The following is a 19,349-nucleotide window of genomic DNA, read 5'->3' on the forward strand; positions in this document are numbered from 1 at the left end:
CTATTTGATCATGGCTTTTTCGGCGGTTCCCACTTCGCGGACCGACGCCTCGAAAGCATGATTGAGGGCGAAGTCGACGCCCTCGAGTTCCACCTTCGCCGGTACGCGCAGGAGGTTCATGCTGTTGAGGATCTTGCAGACCACGAAGGTGGGGACGAAACCGAGCACGAACATCAGCACCGCACCAGCGAAATTGCCGAGCGGGTTGATGTGCGCGAAGCCCTCATAGGGCGAGGACGGCTGTCCCCACAGCATGAAGCCCGCCACCACGACCCCGAGGAATCCGCCATAACCGTGCACGGCGACGGCGCCGACCGCATCGTCGATCTTGAAGCGGCGTTCGACGAAATAGTGCAGGTTGTAGCAGATGGTCGGGACGATCGCGCCGATCAGCAGTGCCTGGATCGGGTGATAGAGGTCATTGCCGGCTGAGGCCGAGATAATGCCGCAAAGCCCCATCGAGAATGTCCAGAAGGGGTCGCCTTTAGAGACGATGTAGCCGGCCAGCATACCGCCCGACAGCGACATCAGGAAGTTGAAGGTGATCGCCGAGAGCGTGGTCGGCGCGAGATAGATGTTGGTCGCCGTCCAGGTCTCGCCGGTGATCTGGCCGGCAATCGTGGCCGGGCTGATCAGCGGAATGTTGCACGCGGCGTAGAAGCCCCAGAAGCCGGTGAAGATCAGGAACAGGCCGATCGTGACCAGCCACACATTGTGAGGTGGGATGTCGCGCGCCGTACCATCGGGCCTGAACTTGCCGATGCGCGGACCCAACACGATGAGAAAGGCGAGCGCCGCTCCGCCCGCGATCGCGTGCACGACGCCCGATGCATAGGCATCATGATAGCCCCAGAGCTTCACCATCCAGCCTTGCGGATGCCAGCCCCACGACGCGTCGAGGATCCACAGGACCGAGCCGACCAGCACCGCGACGATCCAGAACGCACCCGAGCGCGCGCGTTCTATGATCGAACCCGAGACGATCGACGCCGTCGTGATGGAGAACAGCAGGAAGGCGCCCCAGAACACGCCATTGAGGCGATGCCACAGCGCGGCATCGGTAGGGGTGACCCCCGTCTCGCCTGGATTGACACCGGAGAGGTGGGTGCCCATCAGGGGATTCCATGGTTCGGCAAATGGTGCGGTGACAAGTCCGCCGGCGATGCCCGGCCCATTGGGGAAACCGAAATAGATCCACCAGCCGAAGAAATAGAACGTGATCGTGACGAGCGGGATCGCCATCGCGTTCTTCATAAGCGTTTTCAGATGATTTCGCCGGCGCGACACGCCGACCTCGTACATGCAGAACCCGACATGGATCAGGAACATCATGACGATGGTCACCCAGTAATAGAATTCCGTGAAAATGGTCGTTAGAGCGTTGAGATTCCCTTCCATTTCATGTCCCCTCCGTTCAGTGGCGTTCCTTGCCTCTGAGTAAAACTTTTTGCATCTTAGTATTGCGCGCTTTTGGAGTTTTGAGTCAATATGGCGCAGACCGTCGCCGGGCCCTCAGTGCCCTTGAGCGGCGAAACACCGGCAATCGTGTGAGGAGAAGCAAGTCCATGACCGCATCCTGGAGATTTTCGACCTTGGCGGATCGCCATCGTGCGCTCGGTTCGAAGCTCGAAGACTGGAGCGGGATGGGCACCGCCTGGACCTACGACAAGAACGCCGACGAGGAGTATATCGCCATCCGCACCAAGGCCGGGCTGATGGACGTGTCGGGCCTGAAGAAGGTCCACATCACCGGGCCGCATGCCTCGCACCTGATCGACCTCGCCACGACGCGCGACGTGGAGAAGATCTATCCCGGCAAGTCGGCCTATGCCTGCATGCTGAACGAGGCCGGCAAGTTCACCGACGACTGCATTCTCTACCGCACCGGCCCGAATGCCTGGATGGTCGTGCACGGTTCGGGCACCGGCCATGAGGAGTTGCAGCGCGCCGCCATGGGCCGCGATGTATCGCTGCGTTTCGACGACAATCTGCACGACCTTTCGCTGCAGGGGCCGATAGCCGTCGATTATCTGGCAAAGCATGTGCCGGGCATTCGCGACCTCAACTATTTCCACCACATGCAGACCCGGCTGTTCGGTTTTCCGGTGATGATCTCGCGCACCGGCTACACCGGCGAACGCGGCTACGAGATCTTCTGCCGTGGCCAGGATGCCGGCACGATCTGGGACACCATCCTCGACGAGGGCAAGAGCGCCGGCATCATCGCGTGCCGGTTCACCACGCTCGACATGCTGCGCGTCGAGAGCTATCTCTTGTTCTATCCCTACGACAATTCGCAGAAGTATCCGTTCGAGAACGAAGGCCCCGGCGACACACTGTGGGAGCTCGGCCTCGACTTCACAGTCAGCCCCGGCAAGACAGGCTTTCGCGGTGCCGAGGAGCACTACCGCCTCAAGGGCAAGGAGCGGTTCAAGATCTTCGGCGTGCTGCTCGAAGGCAAGGAGCCGGCCGACGAGGGCGCGCCGGTCTATCGCGACGGCAAAAAGGTCGGTGTGGTAACCTGCGCCATGTATTCGCCGCTGGTCAAGAAATCGATGGGCATTGCCCGGCTCGATGTCGACTGCGCCGTCCAGGGCACCAGGCTCGAGATCCGCAACCAGAGCGGCGCCATCAGCGCGACGGCTGAGCCGCTTCCCTTCGATGATCCGAAGAAGACCAAGCGTACGGCGAAAGGCTGAGGCATACTGAGAGAATGGCAGCGAAAAGCATCATCAGCCGGCCGGTCTACGGAACCCTGTCCCCGCAGCCCGGCAAGCACCATCTTTTCGTGGCGGATGCAGAAGGAGCGCTGGCCATAACAGACCTGGCCGCCAAGGCGCCCGATGGTTTCTTTGCCGATGCCCATATCATCTTCATCCCCGGCAATGACAGCAAGCATGTCGCCGCGCTCGAAGCGCTGAAGCCGGCGCAGTTCTACCAGGGGCCTTCCTTCGCCAGCGCCCTCCCGCGGCTGAAGCAGACGCTGGCCAACGCCCATATGGGCCTGCGTCTCTATCTCGCCGGCACCGAGGGGCTGATTGGCCAGGCCATGCAAGCGGCGCTCGAAGCCGGCATCGACCACACCTCCATCCAGACCGAGCACCGCGGCTCGCTGGCGCGCCGCATCCAATGCGTCCATTGCAAGGGCATCACCGAAAACGTGACGACGCAGCCTGCAACGTGTTCGCACTGTGGCCTGCTTCTTCTGGTACGCGATCACTATTCCAGGCGCCTCGCGGCATTCCAGGGCGTCTGCATCAATGCGGAAGACCGCAGCGAAATTCCTCCGATGGAGGAGATCTTTCGATGAGCACCGGCACCACCAAGCTTGACGTCGTGGTGAGCGATGTCGTCCCGGTCAACGAATTGGTCACGCGCTTCCATTTCCGCCGGCGCGACGGGCAGCTTTTGCCGACATTTTCCGGCGGCGCCCATGTTGTGGTGGAGATGCGCGACGGCGAGCGGACGAGGCTCAACCCCTATTCGTTGATGGGCTCGCCGCTCGACACACGCGAATACACGATCTCGGTGCGCCGCGACGACGTCGGCCGCGGCGGCTCGCTGTTCATGCACAGGCATGTCAGGCCCGGCATGGAGATGGTGATCAGCTACCCGGTCAATCTTTTTTCGCTCGATCTGCGCGCCAGGAAGCATCTGATGCTGGCGGGAGGCATCGGCATCACGCCGTTCATGGCGCAGACCGCGCAGCTGGCAGCGGAAGGCGGCAATTTCGAGCTGCATTACACCTGCCGCACCGCCTCGCTCGGCACCTATGCCGATGTGCTCAGAGAGCGCTATGACCGCCGCGTCAGGCTCTATCACGACGACCGCGACGAGCGCATCGAGCTCGACCGGCTGCTGTCGTCACAGCCGCTCGGCACACATCTCTACGTCTGCGGCCCGTCCGGCATGATCGGCTGGGTGCGCGACCGCGCCGCTGCGCTGGGCTGGCCCACGGAAACCGTGCATTTCGAGCATTTTGCCGCCCCGCAGCCCGGCGCCCCCTTCGACGTGACGCTGGCGGTCAGCGGCAAGACGATCCGCGTCGGCGAGCAGCAGAGCCTGCTCGAGGCGATCGAGGCCGCCGGCGTCGATCCGCCCTATCTCTGCCGCGGCGGCGTCTGCGGGCAGTGCGAAACCAACGTCATCGCGCATGACGGCAAATTCATCCACAACGACCATTGGCTGAGCGAGGAAGAGCACCGTTGCGGCAAGAAGATCATGCCCTGCGTCTCGCGCTTCGAGGGCAGGTCGCTGGTGCTGGAAAGATAGGAGGCGAGCTTGGGAATCACCTTTCGCAAGGAAACGTTCCGCGACGACTTCACGTTCAAAAACAGCCCGGAGCACATCAGGCGGTTTCCGTTCCCGTTCCACGAAGACAGCTACATGTATGCGGTCAATATCGAGCCGCATGTTCTGGGGCCGAAAGGCAGCGTGCTCGAAAACCTGATCGACGTCGACGAGCACTATGTCGCCGAGATGCAGGACCGCGCGCTGGTGCTGGCGGAAGACCCGCTGCGCTGCCAGTCGCTGCCGCACATGACGCTGGCTGGCTGGGACCTGCTCGAACTCCTGATGGAACAGCAGGCGCTCGGTTATCCCGAGCATTTCACGCTGACGCGCGACGGCGACCGCTGGCGCTGGATCAATCGCCCGCTCGGCATCGACGACAGCTTCACCTTCGGCGACGTGTCGACTCTGCCTTACGGGCCGATGGAATACATCACGCGGCAATCACAAGGCGATTTCTGCATCCTCGACCAGCGCGACGGCAATCTATGGATGGACGCCGGCATGGTCACCACCCAGGCCGACTGGTCGCTCGATTTCGACATCGGCATGAACTTCTTCGAGTGGCACGCGCCGGTGCCGCTGGCGCATGAGAAGGGCATATTCACCCGGGCGCTGAAATTCCTCACCAACATTCAGCAAGGCAAGCCGGCGCGGCGGCTGAACTGGACGATGACGATCAATCCGCGCCTCGACACCAGTCCGGAAAATTATCACAAATGGGGCCCGGACCGGGCGACGGTGACGCCCGAAAACGTTGGCGACAAGGTCCATCTGCGTGTCGAATTGCAGAGCTTCTGGCGGCTGCCGCGCTCGAACGGCATCGTCTTCCCGATCCGCTGCTACCTGATCAAGATGGATGAACTGGTGACGCAGCCGAAATGGGCGCGGCGCCTGCACCGCGTCATCCGCGACCTTCCCGAGGAACTCGCCAATTACAAAGGCCTGACGCGCTACCGCGCGACGCTGGTCGAATGGCTGTCGAAGCTCGACGACGGCAGCCCGACGAGCCCGGGGTTTGGGCCGGATTAAGTTTCTGCCTGCTATGTTTGTGCCGCCCCTCAAGCCCTGGGTTCCTCGCCCCCGCTAGCGGGGGAGAGGTGGCCGCGAAGCGGCCGGAGAGGGGGCTTCGTAGGGCGCAGTCCCCCTCTCCGTCTCGGCTTCGCCGAGCCACCTCTCCCCCACTTCGTGGGGGCGAGGAACCCACGCTGGAATGGGACCCAGTCCTTCGCAGACGAACTCTATCTAACCGGCACTACTCTGCGGATAGCAGATGATCGAGAGATAGCGCATCGGCAGTTGCGTCAGCTGTTCCGGGCCGTGCGGCGCGTCGGCGTCGAAGAACAGGCTGTCGCCGGGCTTCATCGGATAGAGATTGCTGCCATGCCGGTAGGTAACCTCGCCTTCGAGCATGTAGAGGAACTCCATGCCTTCGTGCTGGAAGGTCGGAAACACATCGGAATCTTCGGTCAGCGTGATCAGATAGGGTTCGACGACGACGCCGCTGGTGTTCGAGCCGACATGGCCGAGAAGATTGTACTGGTGGCCGGCGCGCGTGCCGCGCCGCTCGACATCGAGCCCTTCGCCGGCCTTGACGAAGACGGCGCTGCGCTCTTCCTCGAAACGGCGGAAGAAAGCGGTGACCGGAACACCGAGCGCCCGCGACAGTGCCTGCAAAGTGGTCAGCGACGGCGAAGTGATGCCGTTTTCGATCTTAGACAGCATGCCAAGCGAAATGTCTGTTGCAGCCGCAAGATCGGCGACGGTGATGCCGAGTTTTTTGCGAAACGCCCGCACCTCGCGGCCGATCGCGACCTCCAGGACCTTTTCGCGGGTGTCGCGAACGGCGTGCGGGTCCTGGGTCAGTGGCGTCCGGATCGTTACCACCCCCTTCGGCGCTGGCTTGGCCTTGGCGGCTGCCCCATTCCTGAAATTGGAAGCTTTCTTCGCCATGTCGCCACTCCGGGGGTTCTGTGGATTTATTTCACTCACGGTGAACATATTCGGTGCGGATACAGAGCGCAACTTTGACTGCAACCCACTTTATGTCGAACGGCGTGCTCTCCGGATTTCGGCCGTCGGCGGTTTTGCCGAAAATCCGGTCTGGGGAAACGTGGTTTCAGCACAAGGCCTGTTGACAGCATCGAAGGGGCAATTACTGTCCTGTCAGTGAAATTTGTTTCGTTAGGGAAATGAGACCGGGAGGCTTTGCAATGAAAAGTCGTGTTGCCGTCATTGGAGCCGGACCTTCCGGCATGGCCCAGCTTCGAGCCTTCAAGTCGGCTGCCGACAAGGGCGCGGATATTCCGGAAATCGTCTGCTTCGAAAAGCAGTCCGACTGGGGCGGCCTGTGGAATTACACCTGGCGGACCGGCCTCGACGAGCATGGCGACCCGGTGCATGGCTCGATGTACCGTTACCTCTGGTCGAACGGACCGAAGGAATGCCTCGAATTCGCCGACTATACGTTCGAGGAGCACTTTGGCCGTCCGATCGGCTCCTACCCGCCGCGCGCCGTGCTGTGGGACTACATCAAGGGCCGCGTCGAAAAATCCGGCGTGCGCCAATGGGTGCGATTCAACAGCCCGGTGCGCATGGTGACCTTCTCCGACACGACGAAAAAGTTCACCGTCACCGCGCATGACCGCACCAACGACGTCACCTATTCGGAAGAGTTCGACAACGTCGTCGTCGCCTCGGGGCATTTTTCCGTGCCCAACGTCCCCTATTTCGAGGGTTTCTCGACCTTCAACGGCCGCATCCTGCACAGCCACGATTTCCGCGACGCCATGGAATTCAAGGACAAGGATATCCTGATCATCGGCCGCTCCTATTCGGCGGAGGATATCGGCTCGCAATGCTACAAATACGGCGCCAAATCGATCACCTCCAGCTACCGCTCGAAGCCGATGGGCTTCAAATGGCCGGACAACTGGAAGGAAGTGCCGCTGCTGCAGAAGGTCGTCGGCAAGACCGCGCATTTCAAGGACGGCAGCACCAGGGATGTCGACGCCATAATCCTGTGCACCGGCTACCTCCACTCCTTCCCGTTCCTCACGGAGGATCTGAAGCTCAAGACCGCCAACCGCATGTGGCCGGACGGGCTCTACGAGGGCGTCGTCTGGGAGAAGAACCCGCGGCTGTTCTATATCGGCATGCAGGACCAGTTCTACACCTTCAACATGTTCGACGCGCAGGCCTGGTTCGCCCGCGACGTCATCATGGGCCGCATCATGCTGCCTTCGGCAGAAGTGATGGCGGAACACGGCAGGAAATGGCGGGCGCGTGAGGAAACGCTGGAGGACGCCGAGCAGATGATCTGGTTCCAGGGCGACTACACCAAGGAATTGATGGATCAGACCGACTATCCCGGCTTCGACGTCGAGGCTGTCAATCAGACCTTCATGGAGTGGGAACACCACAAGATGGAAAACATCATGGGCTTCCGCGACAATGCCTATCGCTCGCTGATGACCGGCACGATGGCGCCGCTGCACCATACGCCGTGGCTGCAGGCGATGGACGATTCGATGGAATCTTATCTGGAAGTGAAAGGGGTGGCGGCGGAGTAGCAGCTTCCTCACCGCACCGGCCGCAATCAAATGGCCTCCTTGGGTTATGGAGGTTCCGGAAGATCGGAAAATGAATCAGTTACTTGACGGACAGCTGCCAGCCCAACCCCACTTCACCGAAAAGCAGGGCCAGTATCTCGCCTTATCTGGACCTACGCCATGCTTAACGGTCGCTCGCCGGCCGAACGCGACATGCAGCGCCGTAGGCAACCTGGCCTCGCGCGCAGCATTGAACTGCTCATTGAACCCGACAGCCTGCCCAGGTTGCAACCCATCGAACCCGTCAAATCCGCTGTGCAGAGGCACTAGTTGCTGCGAGCCTCGCGCACGTCTTTCGTCGCCTCAATGATCCGCTCGAGCAGGGCATGGAGATCGTCGCGGTGGCCGCCGCGGCCGGCGGGGCCGTTTTCATCGGATGTCATGACTACGGTCAACGCGCGCCCGGGCACAACATAGACCATCTGCCCGCCATACCCCCACCCGTAGAAGACCGCTTCGCCCGCGATCTGACGGATGAACCAACCATAGCCATAACCGTCACCGGTGAAACGGGAGGCGGTGCGTGGCTGCCAGGAGAGCTTGATCCAATCGGCCGGCACGAGCTGCCGTCCGCCGCGGCTCACCCCGCCGTTGCGGTAGAGCTCGCCAAACGCGAGCAGCGAGCGCGGGCTCATGGCCATCTGGTTGCCGCCGAGATAGATGCCCTGTGGGTCGCGGTCCCAGGCGGCGATGGAAAAGCCCTCCTGCGGCCCCAGCCATTCGCGTGCCAGTTCCAGGGTTGAGCGGCCGGTCCGCCGCGTCAGGATCGCCGAAAGGAGATGGGTCGAGCCGGTGGAATAGAGCATGGTACCGCCCGGATCGTCGTCGAAGGGCATGGCGAGCGCTGCCCGCACCCAGTTATCGCTTGCCACCCAGCGCCCGTAGTTTGGGCCGGAGGTCCGACCCAGCCCTGCCTGCATGGAAAGCAGATGACCGATCGTAACCTGCTGGAGCCGCGGATCCACGTCGGCGGGCAGGTCGGCCTGAAGAAGCGGAGCGATCTTCTGGTCAGTGCCTTGGAGCACGCCCTTGTCGATGGCGATGCCGACGAGCGCGGAGATGATCGACTTGGAGGCCGATTTTATGTTGGCAGCACGTGCCGGAGAGTGGCCGCGATAGCCACGCTCCGCCACCAACGCGCCCTCATGCGCGATCGCAACCGTGCGCAGCGGCGTCAAGCGCTCGGCCTCATCAAAGAGCTTTTCAAGCCGCTCCCCCAAGCCGTCCGCACCGTGAGCAGCGACGGAAAAGATGAGGAGAAAGGCTAAACTCACGGTGGGGCGCTTCAGCATGAAACCAGCCTGGGACGCATTTCTGGCAATACAAAGGTGACGCGGGCTGGCAAAGACGTCTGCCTCGCACAAGATAGTCGGATAGGGCAGGCGTCCGGGGCAAGGCAGCGGCTATTCGAGCATCAGCAGCTCCACGAACCGGAGTTTCTGACCCGTTCCAGTCGTTCTCGCCACATCTGATGAACGACTGCTATGCGCCTAATCTCCGTCATAGAGTCCGCCCAAGCGGCGTCTCGAAAGCGGACAATGCAGAGCACTGGCGAGGTAGCATGTTTGCGTCAATTGCGGTCATCGCAAGCGGGTCGGCACGCTGGACGAAGAAGTCATGGAAAACCGCGGAACGGGTGCAGCTTCCCGAAACGGATATTCATCCAACGTGCCGATCGGCATTAGGATTGGTAGGCCGGGCTATTGGACGGTGTAGCCACCATCGACAGGCAAAGCGTGTCCGACGATGAAGCTCGCCGCGTCGCTGCAAAGCCAGAGGACGGCGTCGGCGATCTCTTCCGCTTTGCCAAGCCTGCCGATGGGAACGACCTGCATCAACGCATCCATTGCTTCCGGTTGGGTCTCGAGCATCCCGGTCACCATCGGCGTTTCGACGATGCCTGGGCAGACCGCGTTGATCCGTATTCCTTTAGCGGCGTATTCGAGCCCGGCGCTCTTGGTCAAACCGACCACACCATGTTTCGAAGCATGATAGATGCCGCGTTCAGCGATGCCGACCAGGCCGCCGAGCGAGGAGTTGTTCACGATTGCTCCGGAACCCTGCTCTCGCATCTGGAGCAGCTCGTACTTCATGCAGTTCCAAACGCCCCGCAAATTTACGCCCATGACGAAGTCGTAGTCCTTCGGGTCCGCGTCGGCGGTCTCGGCGACGGGACTTTGGACACCGGCGTTGTTGAAAGCGGCGTCGAGCCGACCGAATTCGTCAACTGTCTTTTTGACCATGGCAGCAACCTGCTCCAAGTCGGCGACATCACACTGAATCGCGATCGCGCGGTGCCCGGCGGAAGCAAGGGTTTCCGCCGCAGCGCGCACAGCAGCCTCGTTGACGTCGGCTAGTGCGACGGCCGCGCCCGCCTGGGCGAAGGCCGTTGCAGTAGCCAGGCCCATGCCGGAGGCGGCACCAGTGATCAGCGCGACTTTGTCTTCGAAAGAGAAGTTCATGGGTTTCACTCGTTGTTGTGTTGGAGAGCTTGAAGTGTCGTCCACTAGAGCTTGGGCGACAGCTTGATGAGATGATCGTCCGATGGACCTTCACCTCGCGGCGATCGGTTCGTCGTAATCGCGTAGACGACGTCGCCGCTGGAGAGCACGTCCCTAAACCGATCGCCGGACGCATAGATCAGCTTGAGATCGTTCGCTTGCTCGTCGAGAACGTAGATGCCCCGTCCGACCAGCGTGGCCACGAGGAGTTCGTCGCCTCTGAATGTGATGCCCGATGGTGCCCAGGTCTCGCTCCCGGAATGGAGGAGTGCGGTTTCCATTCCCTGCCGTCGTTCGTCGCCCTCGATCAGCGGCCAGCCGAAGTTCAGGCCGGGCATGATGTGATTGATCTCGTCATGGGCGGATTGACCGTGTTCAGCGACGAACATCTCGCCATCCGGGCTCCATGCCAGGCCTTGAGGATTGCGGTGGCCCAAAGAATACACATAGGACCCCTGAAAGGGATTGTTGGCAGGCACCTCGCCTTCCAAGGTCATCCGCAAAACCTTTCCCGCCAGGCTGTCATGGTCTTGTGGCAGGGCACTGTCCTCAATCCATCCGGTAGTGACGTAGAGGTGGCCGTCGGGTCCGATCGCCAGCCGGCCCCCATTATAGAGCCTGTGTCCAGGAAGGCGGTCGAGCAGAGTACGTGTCTCCCGCCACGAGCCCCCGTCGAACACAGCTTCGATGACCTTGTTGTACAGTCCGGCGTCTGTCCGATACGTGTGGTAGAAGTAAGCCTCGCCCGAGGTCTCGAAGTCCGTGGCCAGCGCCATGCCGAGAAGGCCGCCACCGCCCTCGCGAGTTACGCCGAGTGAGGTCTGCAAGGCATATCTACGCACCCGGCCGTTCTGGACGACGACGATGTTGCCTGCGGCCTCGGTCACGAAGACCCTCTCACCGCTAGCTTCGATGTCCCACGGGTAGTCGAGCTCGCCGACGACGGTTTCGACGGACCAATCGTTGGTGGACATGGCGACGACGGAGCGCGGAGGCGAGCGGTCCGTCGCCCAGGCGTAGGAGATGACGGTCCCGTTGAGGACGCAAGCCAATGCGATTGTCGATGACGGAGGTCTCATCATGATAGTCACCGATGTGAAGGGTTGACTGGCCGTTCACGCATTCTGACCGCGCGCCGGATGGAGGTGAAGAAGACGGAGGGCGGGTTCCTGATCTTCAGCAGATCGAAAAGCCGCCGTCTCATAGTCAGCGACTATCTCGTTGCAACACTCGCTACTAGGCAGAGAGGTGTTGGTCGAAGAAGGACTCAAGCTTGTCCCAAGGGATTAGGTCCACCTTGTCATACAGATCAACGTGGCCAGCACCCGCCACGATGAACAGCTTCTTCGGCTCAGCCGCCTTCTCGATCGCCTGCTCACTGAAGAACCGAGAATGCGCGGTTTCGCCTGCGATAAGCAACACGGGCCGCGGCGAGATCATGTCGACACGGTCGAACGGCCGGAAATGCAGGTAGGACGGGTCACCGGAAACATTCATCGCAGTTGTCGCGCGCGGATGAGCGCCACGGGGCGTCCGGTAGTAGTCGAAGAATTCCCGCGTGATCCCATCCGTCTCGGGCGTCAAGGTTTCAGGCAATGCGCCGTATTGCTTCTGTGCGCCCGCGGCCTCGGCCCAGCGTTGTTCGCCGATTTTGGTCAGCATGTCGATCCGGGCATCGGCCTTCATCTCTTCGCCCTTCCACGCCCATTTCGCGCCGCCCATGTCGTACATGCTCACCGTTGCTACCGCCTTCATGCGCGAATCGATCTGTGCAGCGGCAAGTGCGAACCCGCCGCTCGCGCAGACGCCGATGATGCCGATGCGATTCCGATCGACACGCGGGTCAAGACCGAGGAAGTCGACGCCTGCGCTAAAGTCTTCGACAACGGCTTCTGGTGACGAGATGAAGTGAGGCTGGCCACCGCTTTCGCCGTTGTACGAGGCGTCGTGTGCGATGGTGATGAAGCCGCGCTCCGCCATCGTCTGGGCGTAGAGTCCGGCTGTCTGCTCTTTGACACCGCCGTAGGGATGACCGACGATCAGCGCTGGGTAGCGTCGCGAGGCATCGATGTTCTTCGGGACATACATGTCCGCGACGAGATTGATGCCGAGGCGGTTAATGTACGAAACCTTGCGGTGCTGCACACGCTCGCTTTGCGCGAAAGTCTTGTCCCATGTTCCGGCATATTGAGCGAACGCAGGGCTGGCATCGAGCGACATTACGCCTGCCGCGGCAGCACCTGCTCCGGTCAGCTTCAGAAGCTCGCGCCGACAGATGCCGATCGTTTCCTGTCGACCGTTCGATCCAATGGGTCCGTTATCCATAGCCATTCTCCATTGCCCTCTGATTGGTTGCAGGAGGAATATAGGCGGCCAGGACCTGAGTGATTATCGGCTGCGATCTGCTAGCGCTTATGTGCCGTATGCATATATCGGCGACACGGGAAAGCCATCATCCATGTCTTCGAAAGCCGCAAAGGTGGAGCAAGTAGGCTACTTCGTCTGGATAATGCCATCCCATCGCGATCTCGTTTCGCATCAACTCTGATGACTTATTCTTGGTGAGCAATAATCGGTGATGACGTTTCGCAATCGAAGCCGTAGGTCTTGTCGATCCCATCTATAGGAGCGAACGGATGCTGCGCGCGAACGTAAATGACCTGTTGGCTTTCATTGTCGTGGCGCGGGAACGGAGCTTCACGAAAGCCGCCGCGCAGTTGGGCATGTCGCAATCTGGACTCAGCCATACGATACGGGCACTTGAATCTCGTCTGGGGCTTCGACTCCTGACTCGCACCACGCGCAGCGTGTCGCCCACGGCCGAAGGTGAGCGACTGTTGAACGCGATCGCTCCCCGGTTCGAGGAGATCGAAGGCGAGCTCTTTGCAATCACCGAACTGGGAGAGAAGCCCGCCGGTACGATCCGCATCACCGCCGAGGACTACGCGATCGACACGGTTCTCTGGCCCAAACTCGAGAAGGTTCTGCGGCAATATCCCGATATCAAGGTCGAGTTTATCGTCGATTACGGACTGACGGACATCGTCGCCGAACGGTTCGACGCGGGCGTTCGGCTTGGGGAGATCGTGTCACAAGGCATGATCTCGGTGTGTATCAGCCCCTATCAACGGATGATCGTCATTGCCAGCCCAACGTACGTCGACGAGCGAGGAATCCCGACAAAGCCTCAAGAGCTGACGTCGCATCAATGCATCAACCTCCGACTCCCCACACACGGCGGAACCTACGCCTGGGAATTCGAAAAAGACGGGGAGGAATTGAGGGTCCGAGTGGACGGCCAAGTCATCTGCAACGGGATCAGGCAGATTTTGAACGCTGCGATAAGTGGCTACGGTTTCGGCTTCGTGCCTGACGGCTTGGCGAAACCTGATATCGAAGCCGGAAGACTGGTTCAGGTGCTCTCCGATTGGTGTCCGTCGTATCCAGGGTATCACCTCTATTATCCGAGCCGCCGACAGCCGTCCGCGGCCTTCAAGGTGGTCCTCGATGCGCTCAGGCAGAAGTCATAGTGCATCGTAATTGTGACACCGCCGCTGGCGTTCAATCACTGGCAGTCGGCGCTGAGATGGTGACGCGCTGCGGCCACGGTGAAGCCTGGAGTTCAAACGTCCTGAGCGCTCACTCCGAGCGAGACAATTCGGCTTCACGCAGTTTCCCGTCGAGCCGCGCGTGATTGCCAAAGCAAGGAACATCGCTCTCCAGGCGAAGCCAGCCGATATGCAGGGCGTATCGGGGGCGATCATATTCGCCGGCGACTCGGCCACCATCATCTACTCGACCGAATACAACAACGAGGGGTTCGAGAATTTTTCCATCGCCCATGAACTCGGGCATTGGTTCCTTCCGGGACATCCCGAGGAGATCATCAAGAGCGGCGGCGCGCATATGTCGCGCGCCAACTTTACGCAAATACGTCGATTGAACTGGAAGCCGATCATTTCGCGAGCGGCCTTCTTCTGCCGTCAGGCTTCACTCGCAAGCTTCTCTCGAACAACCAGATCGGCCTTGACGGTATTCTCAGGCTGGCCGAAACAGCCCGCTGCTCTGTCACGGCCGCCGCGATCCGCGCCGCTGAATGCAGCGCCTACCCCGTGGCAATTATTGTCAGCAAGGGCGACGAGATCGCCTATGCCTTTACATCGGAGTCCTTCAAGAATCTCGGCAAGCTTGCCTTCTTGCGAAAAGGCGCGCCCCTGCCTCAAAGCGCGACGCGCCGGTTCAATGCGGACGCAACGAAAGTAGTGCGCGCCGAACGCGCCGTTGATGAACCGATCTGGCCACCTGGTTCGACGGGCCCGGCAGGATCGTGCTCGACGAAGAAATCATTGGCCTTGGCAAGTACGGCTACACCTTGACGGTCTTGACCGGCGAACAGCTTCCCGAGGATCCACTCGACGAAGAGGACGAGGATGCCGAGATGGAGAAAAGCTGGACGCCGCGTTTCGCGTACGGCCGCTGAATTGCGCTTTCTCGCCGAGGCGGCGGGAGCGCGACGGAGCAACCGTCTGAGCGCAAGATGTCGCTCGTGGCTTGCCGGACCTCCTCAATTGACGTCCTTGGCGCGTCGGGCCGTGTGGCGTCCGATATCGTGAGCTTCGGCAGTGCCATGAGGGAGGTGGAGTCAGCTATCTGGCTCGTATTTCTGAAACCAGACGGCCCACTCTCGGCGGCCGGACGGGCGCGGCGCTTCAATTCGCGTCCGAAGGCGAGAGCTTGGTGTCAGGCCCATTAAGGTAGTCAGGTCAGCGGTCGTGCAGCCGCCTGATTGGCGTCATGGGAAGGCTTCACGAAGCCGCGTATTCAGCAACGCGCCTCATATCGGCGGTCGATGGTGCCTTTGCCGCTCCTGATAAGCCGACATCCAAGCGACCACGAGGGTGACGGGCGATCAGGCTGGCCGACATGAGGCCTGCTGCCGGTTTCGTGGCCACGCACTTAAGCTAGCATAGCTCGTTCCTCGCCTGGTGCGGCGCAGCGGCAAGGTCGTGAGGAATCCGCCGGGCCATAGGCGGAAGGGCACGTGTCAGTGGAACGCGCCTTGCCCACCTATCTCTCGACCGAACCCCTGGTTGAGCCGACGCGCCTTGGCGAAGGTCCGGAGAGACGCCCACGGCAGCTCCCACCAGCAGACCACCGAGAGGTCTTTGAAGCGAATAACAATGGCGGGAGTGCGGTCTCGCCTGACTCCCGATGCTGGTCACGCCAAAGTCTGGAACAGCACCACGCGTCACTCGGGAACGATGCTCAGTCCTCCTGTCAGGTAAGCGAGGGTAATCGTCCGGCTGGTACTTGAACCGGAGCCGCTGGTCATGGAGCCTGAGATTTCGGCAGTAACGATGGCGTTGCCGCCGACCTTGCTGGCCAACTCTTCCTGAAACTCCTTGGAGCTTCCGAAGGTGATGATCACAGGCACCACATGCGGAGTCACCTTCAAACGCACGATGTCCCCCTGGGCAGGGGCGGCGTAGGACACCGAATTGTGGCACGTGAGTGTCCCCTGCTCATAGTTCACGATGTGCAAGGCATCGGAAGCGAGCTGGACCCCAGAGATGAGATTCTCCTTATTCACGATGGGTATCTTGTAGACAGCGGTGATCGAAATCTGCCCCCCGCCTGTCGTGTGAGCCGAACGCAGGACCAGGCCGCCGTCGGTGAATGGCTGCTCCGTCCAAGTCTCGGGCAGCGCCTTTGCCTGCTCGGCTGTCGGAGCTCCAGTCGTTACCCCAGGGATGTATCCTCCTGAGCCAGGCAGCACTCCGCCCCCTGGGCCGGATGCTCGGACGGTGACGTTCGCGGTCCCTACGGCGGTCGTGGAGACCTGGGCTCGTTGGAAATTCAGATGGAAACCAAGACCGCGTGACGGCGGGGTGGGCGTGGGAAGCTTGGGCTTGGACGGATTGCTCGGCTTGGGCTTCGGGGGCTCCACAGTCGGCACTGTACTTCCTCCTGTACCGGCCGTTGTCTCGGGCGCCACTTGAGATGGCCCCCCGCCGGAAGCGCTGGACGAGCCGCTCGTAGTTCCCGATCCGCCGCTGGGCTGCCCGCCGCTATTGCTTCCGTTGGCCGCCGGTGCCTTCGGCTGGACACCGATCTCCTTCTTGAACAGGTCCTCGATGAGACCCGCCTTCTTGGCCGCACTCAGTTCGTCGGCAGCACGGATTTCGCGAAGGAGATCCTGACGTTTCCCGCTCTTCAGGCCTTCCGAGGCAAGCGAGGTGGCGTTGTCCGACAGCTTTTCCAGCAGGCTGCCGAGTTCTTCGGCCGCCGACATGTCGCGAAAGATGCCCGGCGTGCCAAGGACTTTCATCGCACTTGCGAGGCCGGTTGGATCTGGAAGCGCGCCAGGATTGACGATGTTGACAAGGCTGTTGGGGAACTCCGTGGGAGTGAGTCCGGGGACGGTTGCCGCCCTCGAACCAGTGTCGACCGGCAGGATATCGGGTGCCTGGTGCGGGATGGGCGACTTCTGCCAATCCCAGAACCGGTCGTTATCGATCAACTCCGACGCGTTGCAGTTCCCGAGCTTGGCCTCTGCAAATACACCGCGCGACGGCAGCGTCAGCAACTGCTCGACGAACGTATCGGTGGGGTCTGGAACTGGCTCGTCGCGGAACTCCATCGCCCGATGAACCTGGCCTTCTGCCGCAACAGCGATTGGGAACGCGACCCAGTCCCCGCTGATCTCGACTGCCCGGTTTTCAATGATGTCCAGCACAGGCACGCCATTGAGAGCCAGTGCCTCAAAGCGAGCCGCGCGGGCGTTGGGGTCTTCCAACAGCCAGAGCACCCTCTGGTAGTAGTGGCGATGGGCCTCAAGATGACGCGTCAGAAGATCCACTGTTTGTAGATCTGCGGCATTCACGAATGCCTCGATAACGGGCGCCGGTGGTCCCGGCGGCGGTTTGGCGGTCAAGAACTCGGTTGTTTTCGTGTCGTCCGGGAGGTCTTTCCCATAACCGGCGTCGTAGAGCTGGATACGGTCGCCGACCAGCGTGAAGCCCTCCAGCTTTACGTGATTGATTCGCCAGTCTCCGCCGCCATCAAGACCGATCACGAATCCCCGGAGCTTGTTCCACTGAATGGGCTGCAACGGCTTGAGCCCATATGAATCAACGTCCCCATCCTCGAAATCATCGTATCCGGGATGGCCGAGATGGCGCGGGTTGCTGCTATCGTTAGGTTCAATCTGATGACTCCAGATGCCCGTGCCATCAGTCAGGTAGAAGTCCACGTAGGGGTCGCCGTCGGTTCCTCCTCCGCCGTCCCCTCCAGTGGAGATGGTAATCGTGAAGCGATCGAACCAGACATCTCCCGGCGCGGATGGCTTCGGTGCCTTCTTGGCAGCCTCGAAGGCCGCCCGTCCAGCCATGACTCGCCCCAAAGCGTCGAAACAGCCGATGAGTCGGCTGTCGAGCAGAATCGCCTCCAGCTCTCGCCTGAACGCCAGCAGTTGGCCCTCATCCTTAAAGTTGAAACGGTAGGGCGTATAGTCGATCAAAAGCGCAGGTTGGTTCCGTGCTAGCCTGGTCACCACCCGGTAGTGGCGGAGGACTTCGTAGTACAGGATGGTGAGGGCGTGGCTGTGGTTGTAGTTCGCCACCGTTCGCGTCTGCGCCGAGCTGGACTCGGCCTGCTCCGTCTGGACAACAACTGTCGAGCGAAGCTCGCGAAGTGCGGATGTCGCTTGGTGGAAAGAGTCCGAGATGCGTTGAGCCGTCTCTGCAGTAAGGTCCCGTGAGCCAGAAGACGTCGTGTAGGCACCGCCGAGAGACGCCGCTCCACCGATACCCATGTTGCCCGCTCCGAAGGCTCCGCTTCCAGCAGCGCCTCCCATAACCGAGCCCCCGCGCTGCCATTCTTCGAGCACCGCATGAACGGATTCGGTGAGAGAACGGTCGCGCAGTTGGTCGTGCTGAAGTGTCTCCGACAGAGAAGTCTGCTCGTCCCGCGTCCCCGCGTCGCTCCTCGACCAGTCGAGGACAGCGACCTTGACGATCTCGCCGGGCGCTAGAGGAAGGCTGTAGACGAGCGGTCCCAGCGAGTGTCCGATCTGGAACCACTCCGTGGTGTACTCGAAAATCCGCCCGAGCCGGTAGCGCTCGGTCCAGATCGAGACAGTGATGCTGCGGCCCTCTCGATCCTCACTCTCTTCTCGCGTTTCGTGCGTCATAGACCATTGCGCCCGTGGCACTCGCGCGACCTGCGAGAAACGGAATCGCTGGGTCGAAAGATTGCTCGGAAGAAGCGATTCGCAGCCATCGGCGCCGACGAGCAACGCCCCTGAAAGCGTGAACGAGCCGGGCGACAACCTCCAGTCGAGTATATTGGGGTTCTGCATGGAGGCCATCGGGTGGTTTAGTTCCCGATCGGCAAGCCGGGCGTTGTCGAGCTCGATTCGAAGAGCGATGACGTTAGGCCCAATGTCGCCGTCGCGTAGCGCGTCCACGATCAGAACGGGGTCGGCGAACGGGAACACCCAGAGGTTCCGGAGCCCGATCCGGGTCTCCACGCCAGGCTTCAGGATTTTTGCCGCGCGAAGCGCGCCAATGGTGTCCTGCGTCCTCAGCACATCCAGGTCGAACGAGGCATACCCGACGTGATCCGTGCCGAGTAAGCCCAGTGGTCGGTGGACGACGGGAACCGGAATGGAGTCGGGATCCGGATTCTCCTCAGTCGGCGGCACCGGAGTGGGCACCGCGTCCAGATCACCCAACGAGGCGATCGCGTAGACCGGCATCGACGCGAGTGCCTCACTATTCTCATACCGCCGCGCAAAGACGCTGAGTTGTCGGTATGGCAACTCGAAAGTGTAGTCGTCGCCCTCTAGATCGAGCGGTGACAGGAGTGGGGGCAGTTTGAGCCGCTCAGGTATCCGAACAAGTTGGGCGAAATTCGACAGCCTGGGGTTCAGGAGATCCGACATCGA

15 protein-coding genes are annotated in these 19,349 nt (G+C 61.2%); 7 read left to right on the top strand and 8 right to left on the bottom strand.

Going from position 1 to position 19,349, the window contains the following annotated elements:
• Window positions 1–1,398, bottom strand: coding sequence for an ammonium transporter (locus ACWUKX_RS02795; RefSeq protein WP_456003618.1), 1,398 nt, complete (start codon window positions 1,396–1,398; stop codon window positions 1–3).
• Between the two features lie 167 nt (window positions 1,399–1,565).
• Here ACWUKX_RS02795 and ACWUKX_RS02800 point away from each other — a divergent pair, with 167 nt between their 5' ends.
• The 4 genes from ACWUKX_RS02800 to ACWUKX_RS02815 are packed head-to-tail and all read left to right on the top strand — an operon-like array spanning window position 1,566 to window position 5,322.
• Window positions 1,566–2,699, top strand: coding sequence for an aminomethyltransferase family protein (locus ACWUKX_RS02800; RefSeq protein ID WP_065008329.1), 1,134 nt, complete (start codon window positions 1,566–1,568; stop codon window positions 2,697–2,699).
• A 14-nt stretch (window positions 2,700–2,713) separates the two neighbouring features.
• A complete protein-coding gene (locus tag ACWUKX_RS02805) occupies window positions 2,714–3,310 on the top strand; it encodes a dimethylamine monooxygenase subunit DmmA family protein (RefSeq protein WP_456003621.1) in 597 nt (198 codons plus the stop codon).
• Window positions 3,307–4,272 carry a PDR/VanB family oxidoreductase gene (locus ACWUKX_RS02810; protein ID WP_287097359.1) on the top strand — a complete coding sequence of 322 codons (966 nt, stop codon included), beginning with the start codon at window positions 3,307–3,309 and terminating at the stop codon, window positions 4,270–4,272. Before ACWUKX_RS02805 ends, ACWUKX_RS02810 begins: the two co-directional genes overlap by 4 nt.
• A 9-nt stretch (window positions 4,273–4,281) precedes the next feature.
• On the top strand, window positions 4,282–5,322 hold the full coding sequence (locus tag ACWUKX_RS02815; protein WP_456003623.1) for a heme-dependent oxidative N-demethylase family protein: 1,041 nt from the start codon (window positions 4,282–4,284) through the stop codon (window positions 5,320–5,322).
• A gap of 213 nt (window positions 5,323–5,535) precedes the next feature.
• Here the strand turns inward: ACWUKX_RS02815 and ACWUKX_RS02820 are convergent, their stop codons facing one another.
• Window positions 5,536–6,243 carry a helix-turn-helix domain-containing protein gene (locus tag ACWUKX_RS02820; protein WP_456003626.1) on the bottom strand — a complete coding sequence of 236 codons (708 nt, stop codon included), beginning with the start codon at window positions 6,241–6,243 and terminating at the stop codon, window positions 5,536–5,538.
• A 260-nt stretch (window positions 6,244–6,503) separates the two neighbouring features.
• Between ACWUKX_RS02820 and ACWUKX_RS02825 the strand changes: the two genes are divergently transcribed.
• Entirely contained in the window at window positions 6,504–7,862 is a 1,359-nt protein-coding gene (locus ACWUKX_RS02825) for an NAD(P)-binding domain-containing protein (protein WP_456003629.1), read from the top strand.
• Window positions 7,863–8,167: 305 nt separating this feature from the next.
• Here ACWUKX_RS02825 and ACWUKX_RS02830 read toward each other — a convergent pair whose 3' ends face one another.
• The 4 genes from ACWUKX_RS02830 to ACWUKX_RS02845 form a co-directional block, all read right to left on the bottom strand.
• Entirely contained in the window at window positions 8,168–9,193 is a 1,026-nt protein-coding gene (locus tag ACWUKX_RS02830; RefSeq protein ID WP_456003632.1) for a serine hydrolase domain-containing protein, read from the bottom strand.
• A gap of 408 nt (window positions 9,194–9,601) precedes the next feature.
• Window positions 9,602–10,363, bottom strand: a complete 762-nt coding sequence (locus tag ACWUKX_RS02835; protein ID WP_456003635.1) for a glucose 1-dehydrogenase — start codon at window positions 10,361–10,363, stop codon at window positions 9,602–9,604.
• Window positions 10,364–10,407: 44 nt separating this feature from the next.
• Window positions 10,408–11,481 carry a PQQ-dependent sugar dehydrogenase gene (locus ACWUKX_RS02840; RefSeq protein WP_456004083.1) on the bottom strand — a complete coding sequence of 358 codons (1,074 nt, stop codon included), beginning with the start codon at window positions 11,479–11,481 and terminating at the stop codon, window positions 10,408–10,410.
• A gap of 157 nt (window positions 11,482–11,638) precedes the next feature.
• Window positions 11,639–12,727, bottom strand: coding sequence for an alpha/beta hydrolase (locus tag ACWUKX_RS02845; RefSeq protein ID WP_456003638.1), 1,089 nt, complete (start codon window positions 12,725–12,727; stop codon window positions 11,639–11,641).
• A gap of 311 nt (window positions 12,728–13,038) precedes the next feature.
• Between ACWUKX_RS02845 and ACWUKX_RS02850 the strand changes: the two genes are divergently transcribed.
• Complete coding sequence (locus ACWUKX_RS02850) at window positions 13,039–13,932, top strand: LysR family transcriptional regulator (protein WP_456003641.1); 894 nt, start codon at window positions 13,039–13,041, stop codon at window positions 13,930–13,932.
• A 109-nt stretch (window positions 13,933–14,041) separates the two neighbouring features.
• On the opposite strand, the gene ACWUKX_RS02855 is transcribed toward ACWUKX_RS02850, so the two are convergent.
• Window positions 14,042–14,257, bottom strand: coding sequence for a hypothetical protein (locus tag ACWUKX_RS02855; protein ID WP_456003644.1), 216 nt, complete (start codon window positions 14,255–14,257; stop codon window positions 14,042–14,044).
• Between ACWUKX_RS02855 and ACWUKX_RS02860 the strand changes: the two genes are divergently transcribed.
• Window positions 14,257–14,778 (top strand): ImmA/IrrE family metallo-endopeptidase, encoded by a 522-nt coding sequence (locus tag ACWUKX_RS02860; RefSeq protein ID WP_456003647.1) that lies wholly within the window; start codon window positions 14,257–14,259, stop codon window positions 14,776–14,778. The two genes, ACWUKX_RS02855 and ACWUKX_RS02860, sit on opposite strands and share 1 nt — an antisense overlap.
• Before the next feature lie 872 nt (window positions 14,779–15,650).
• Here the strand turns inward: ACWUKX_RS02860 and ACWUKX_RS02865 are convergent.
• Window positions 15,651–19,346 (bottom strand): hypothetical protein, encoded by a 3,696-nt coding sequence (locus ACWUKX_RS02865; RefSeq protein ID WP_456003650.1) that lies wholly within the window; start codon window positions 19,344–19,346, stop codon window positions 15,651–15,653.
• Between the last annotated feature and the right edge of the window lie 3 nt (window positions 19,347–19,349).

It is taken from the genome of Mesorhizobium sp. f-mel, assembly GCF_053850215.1.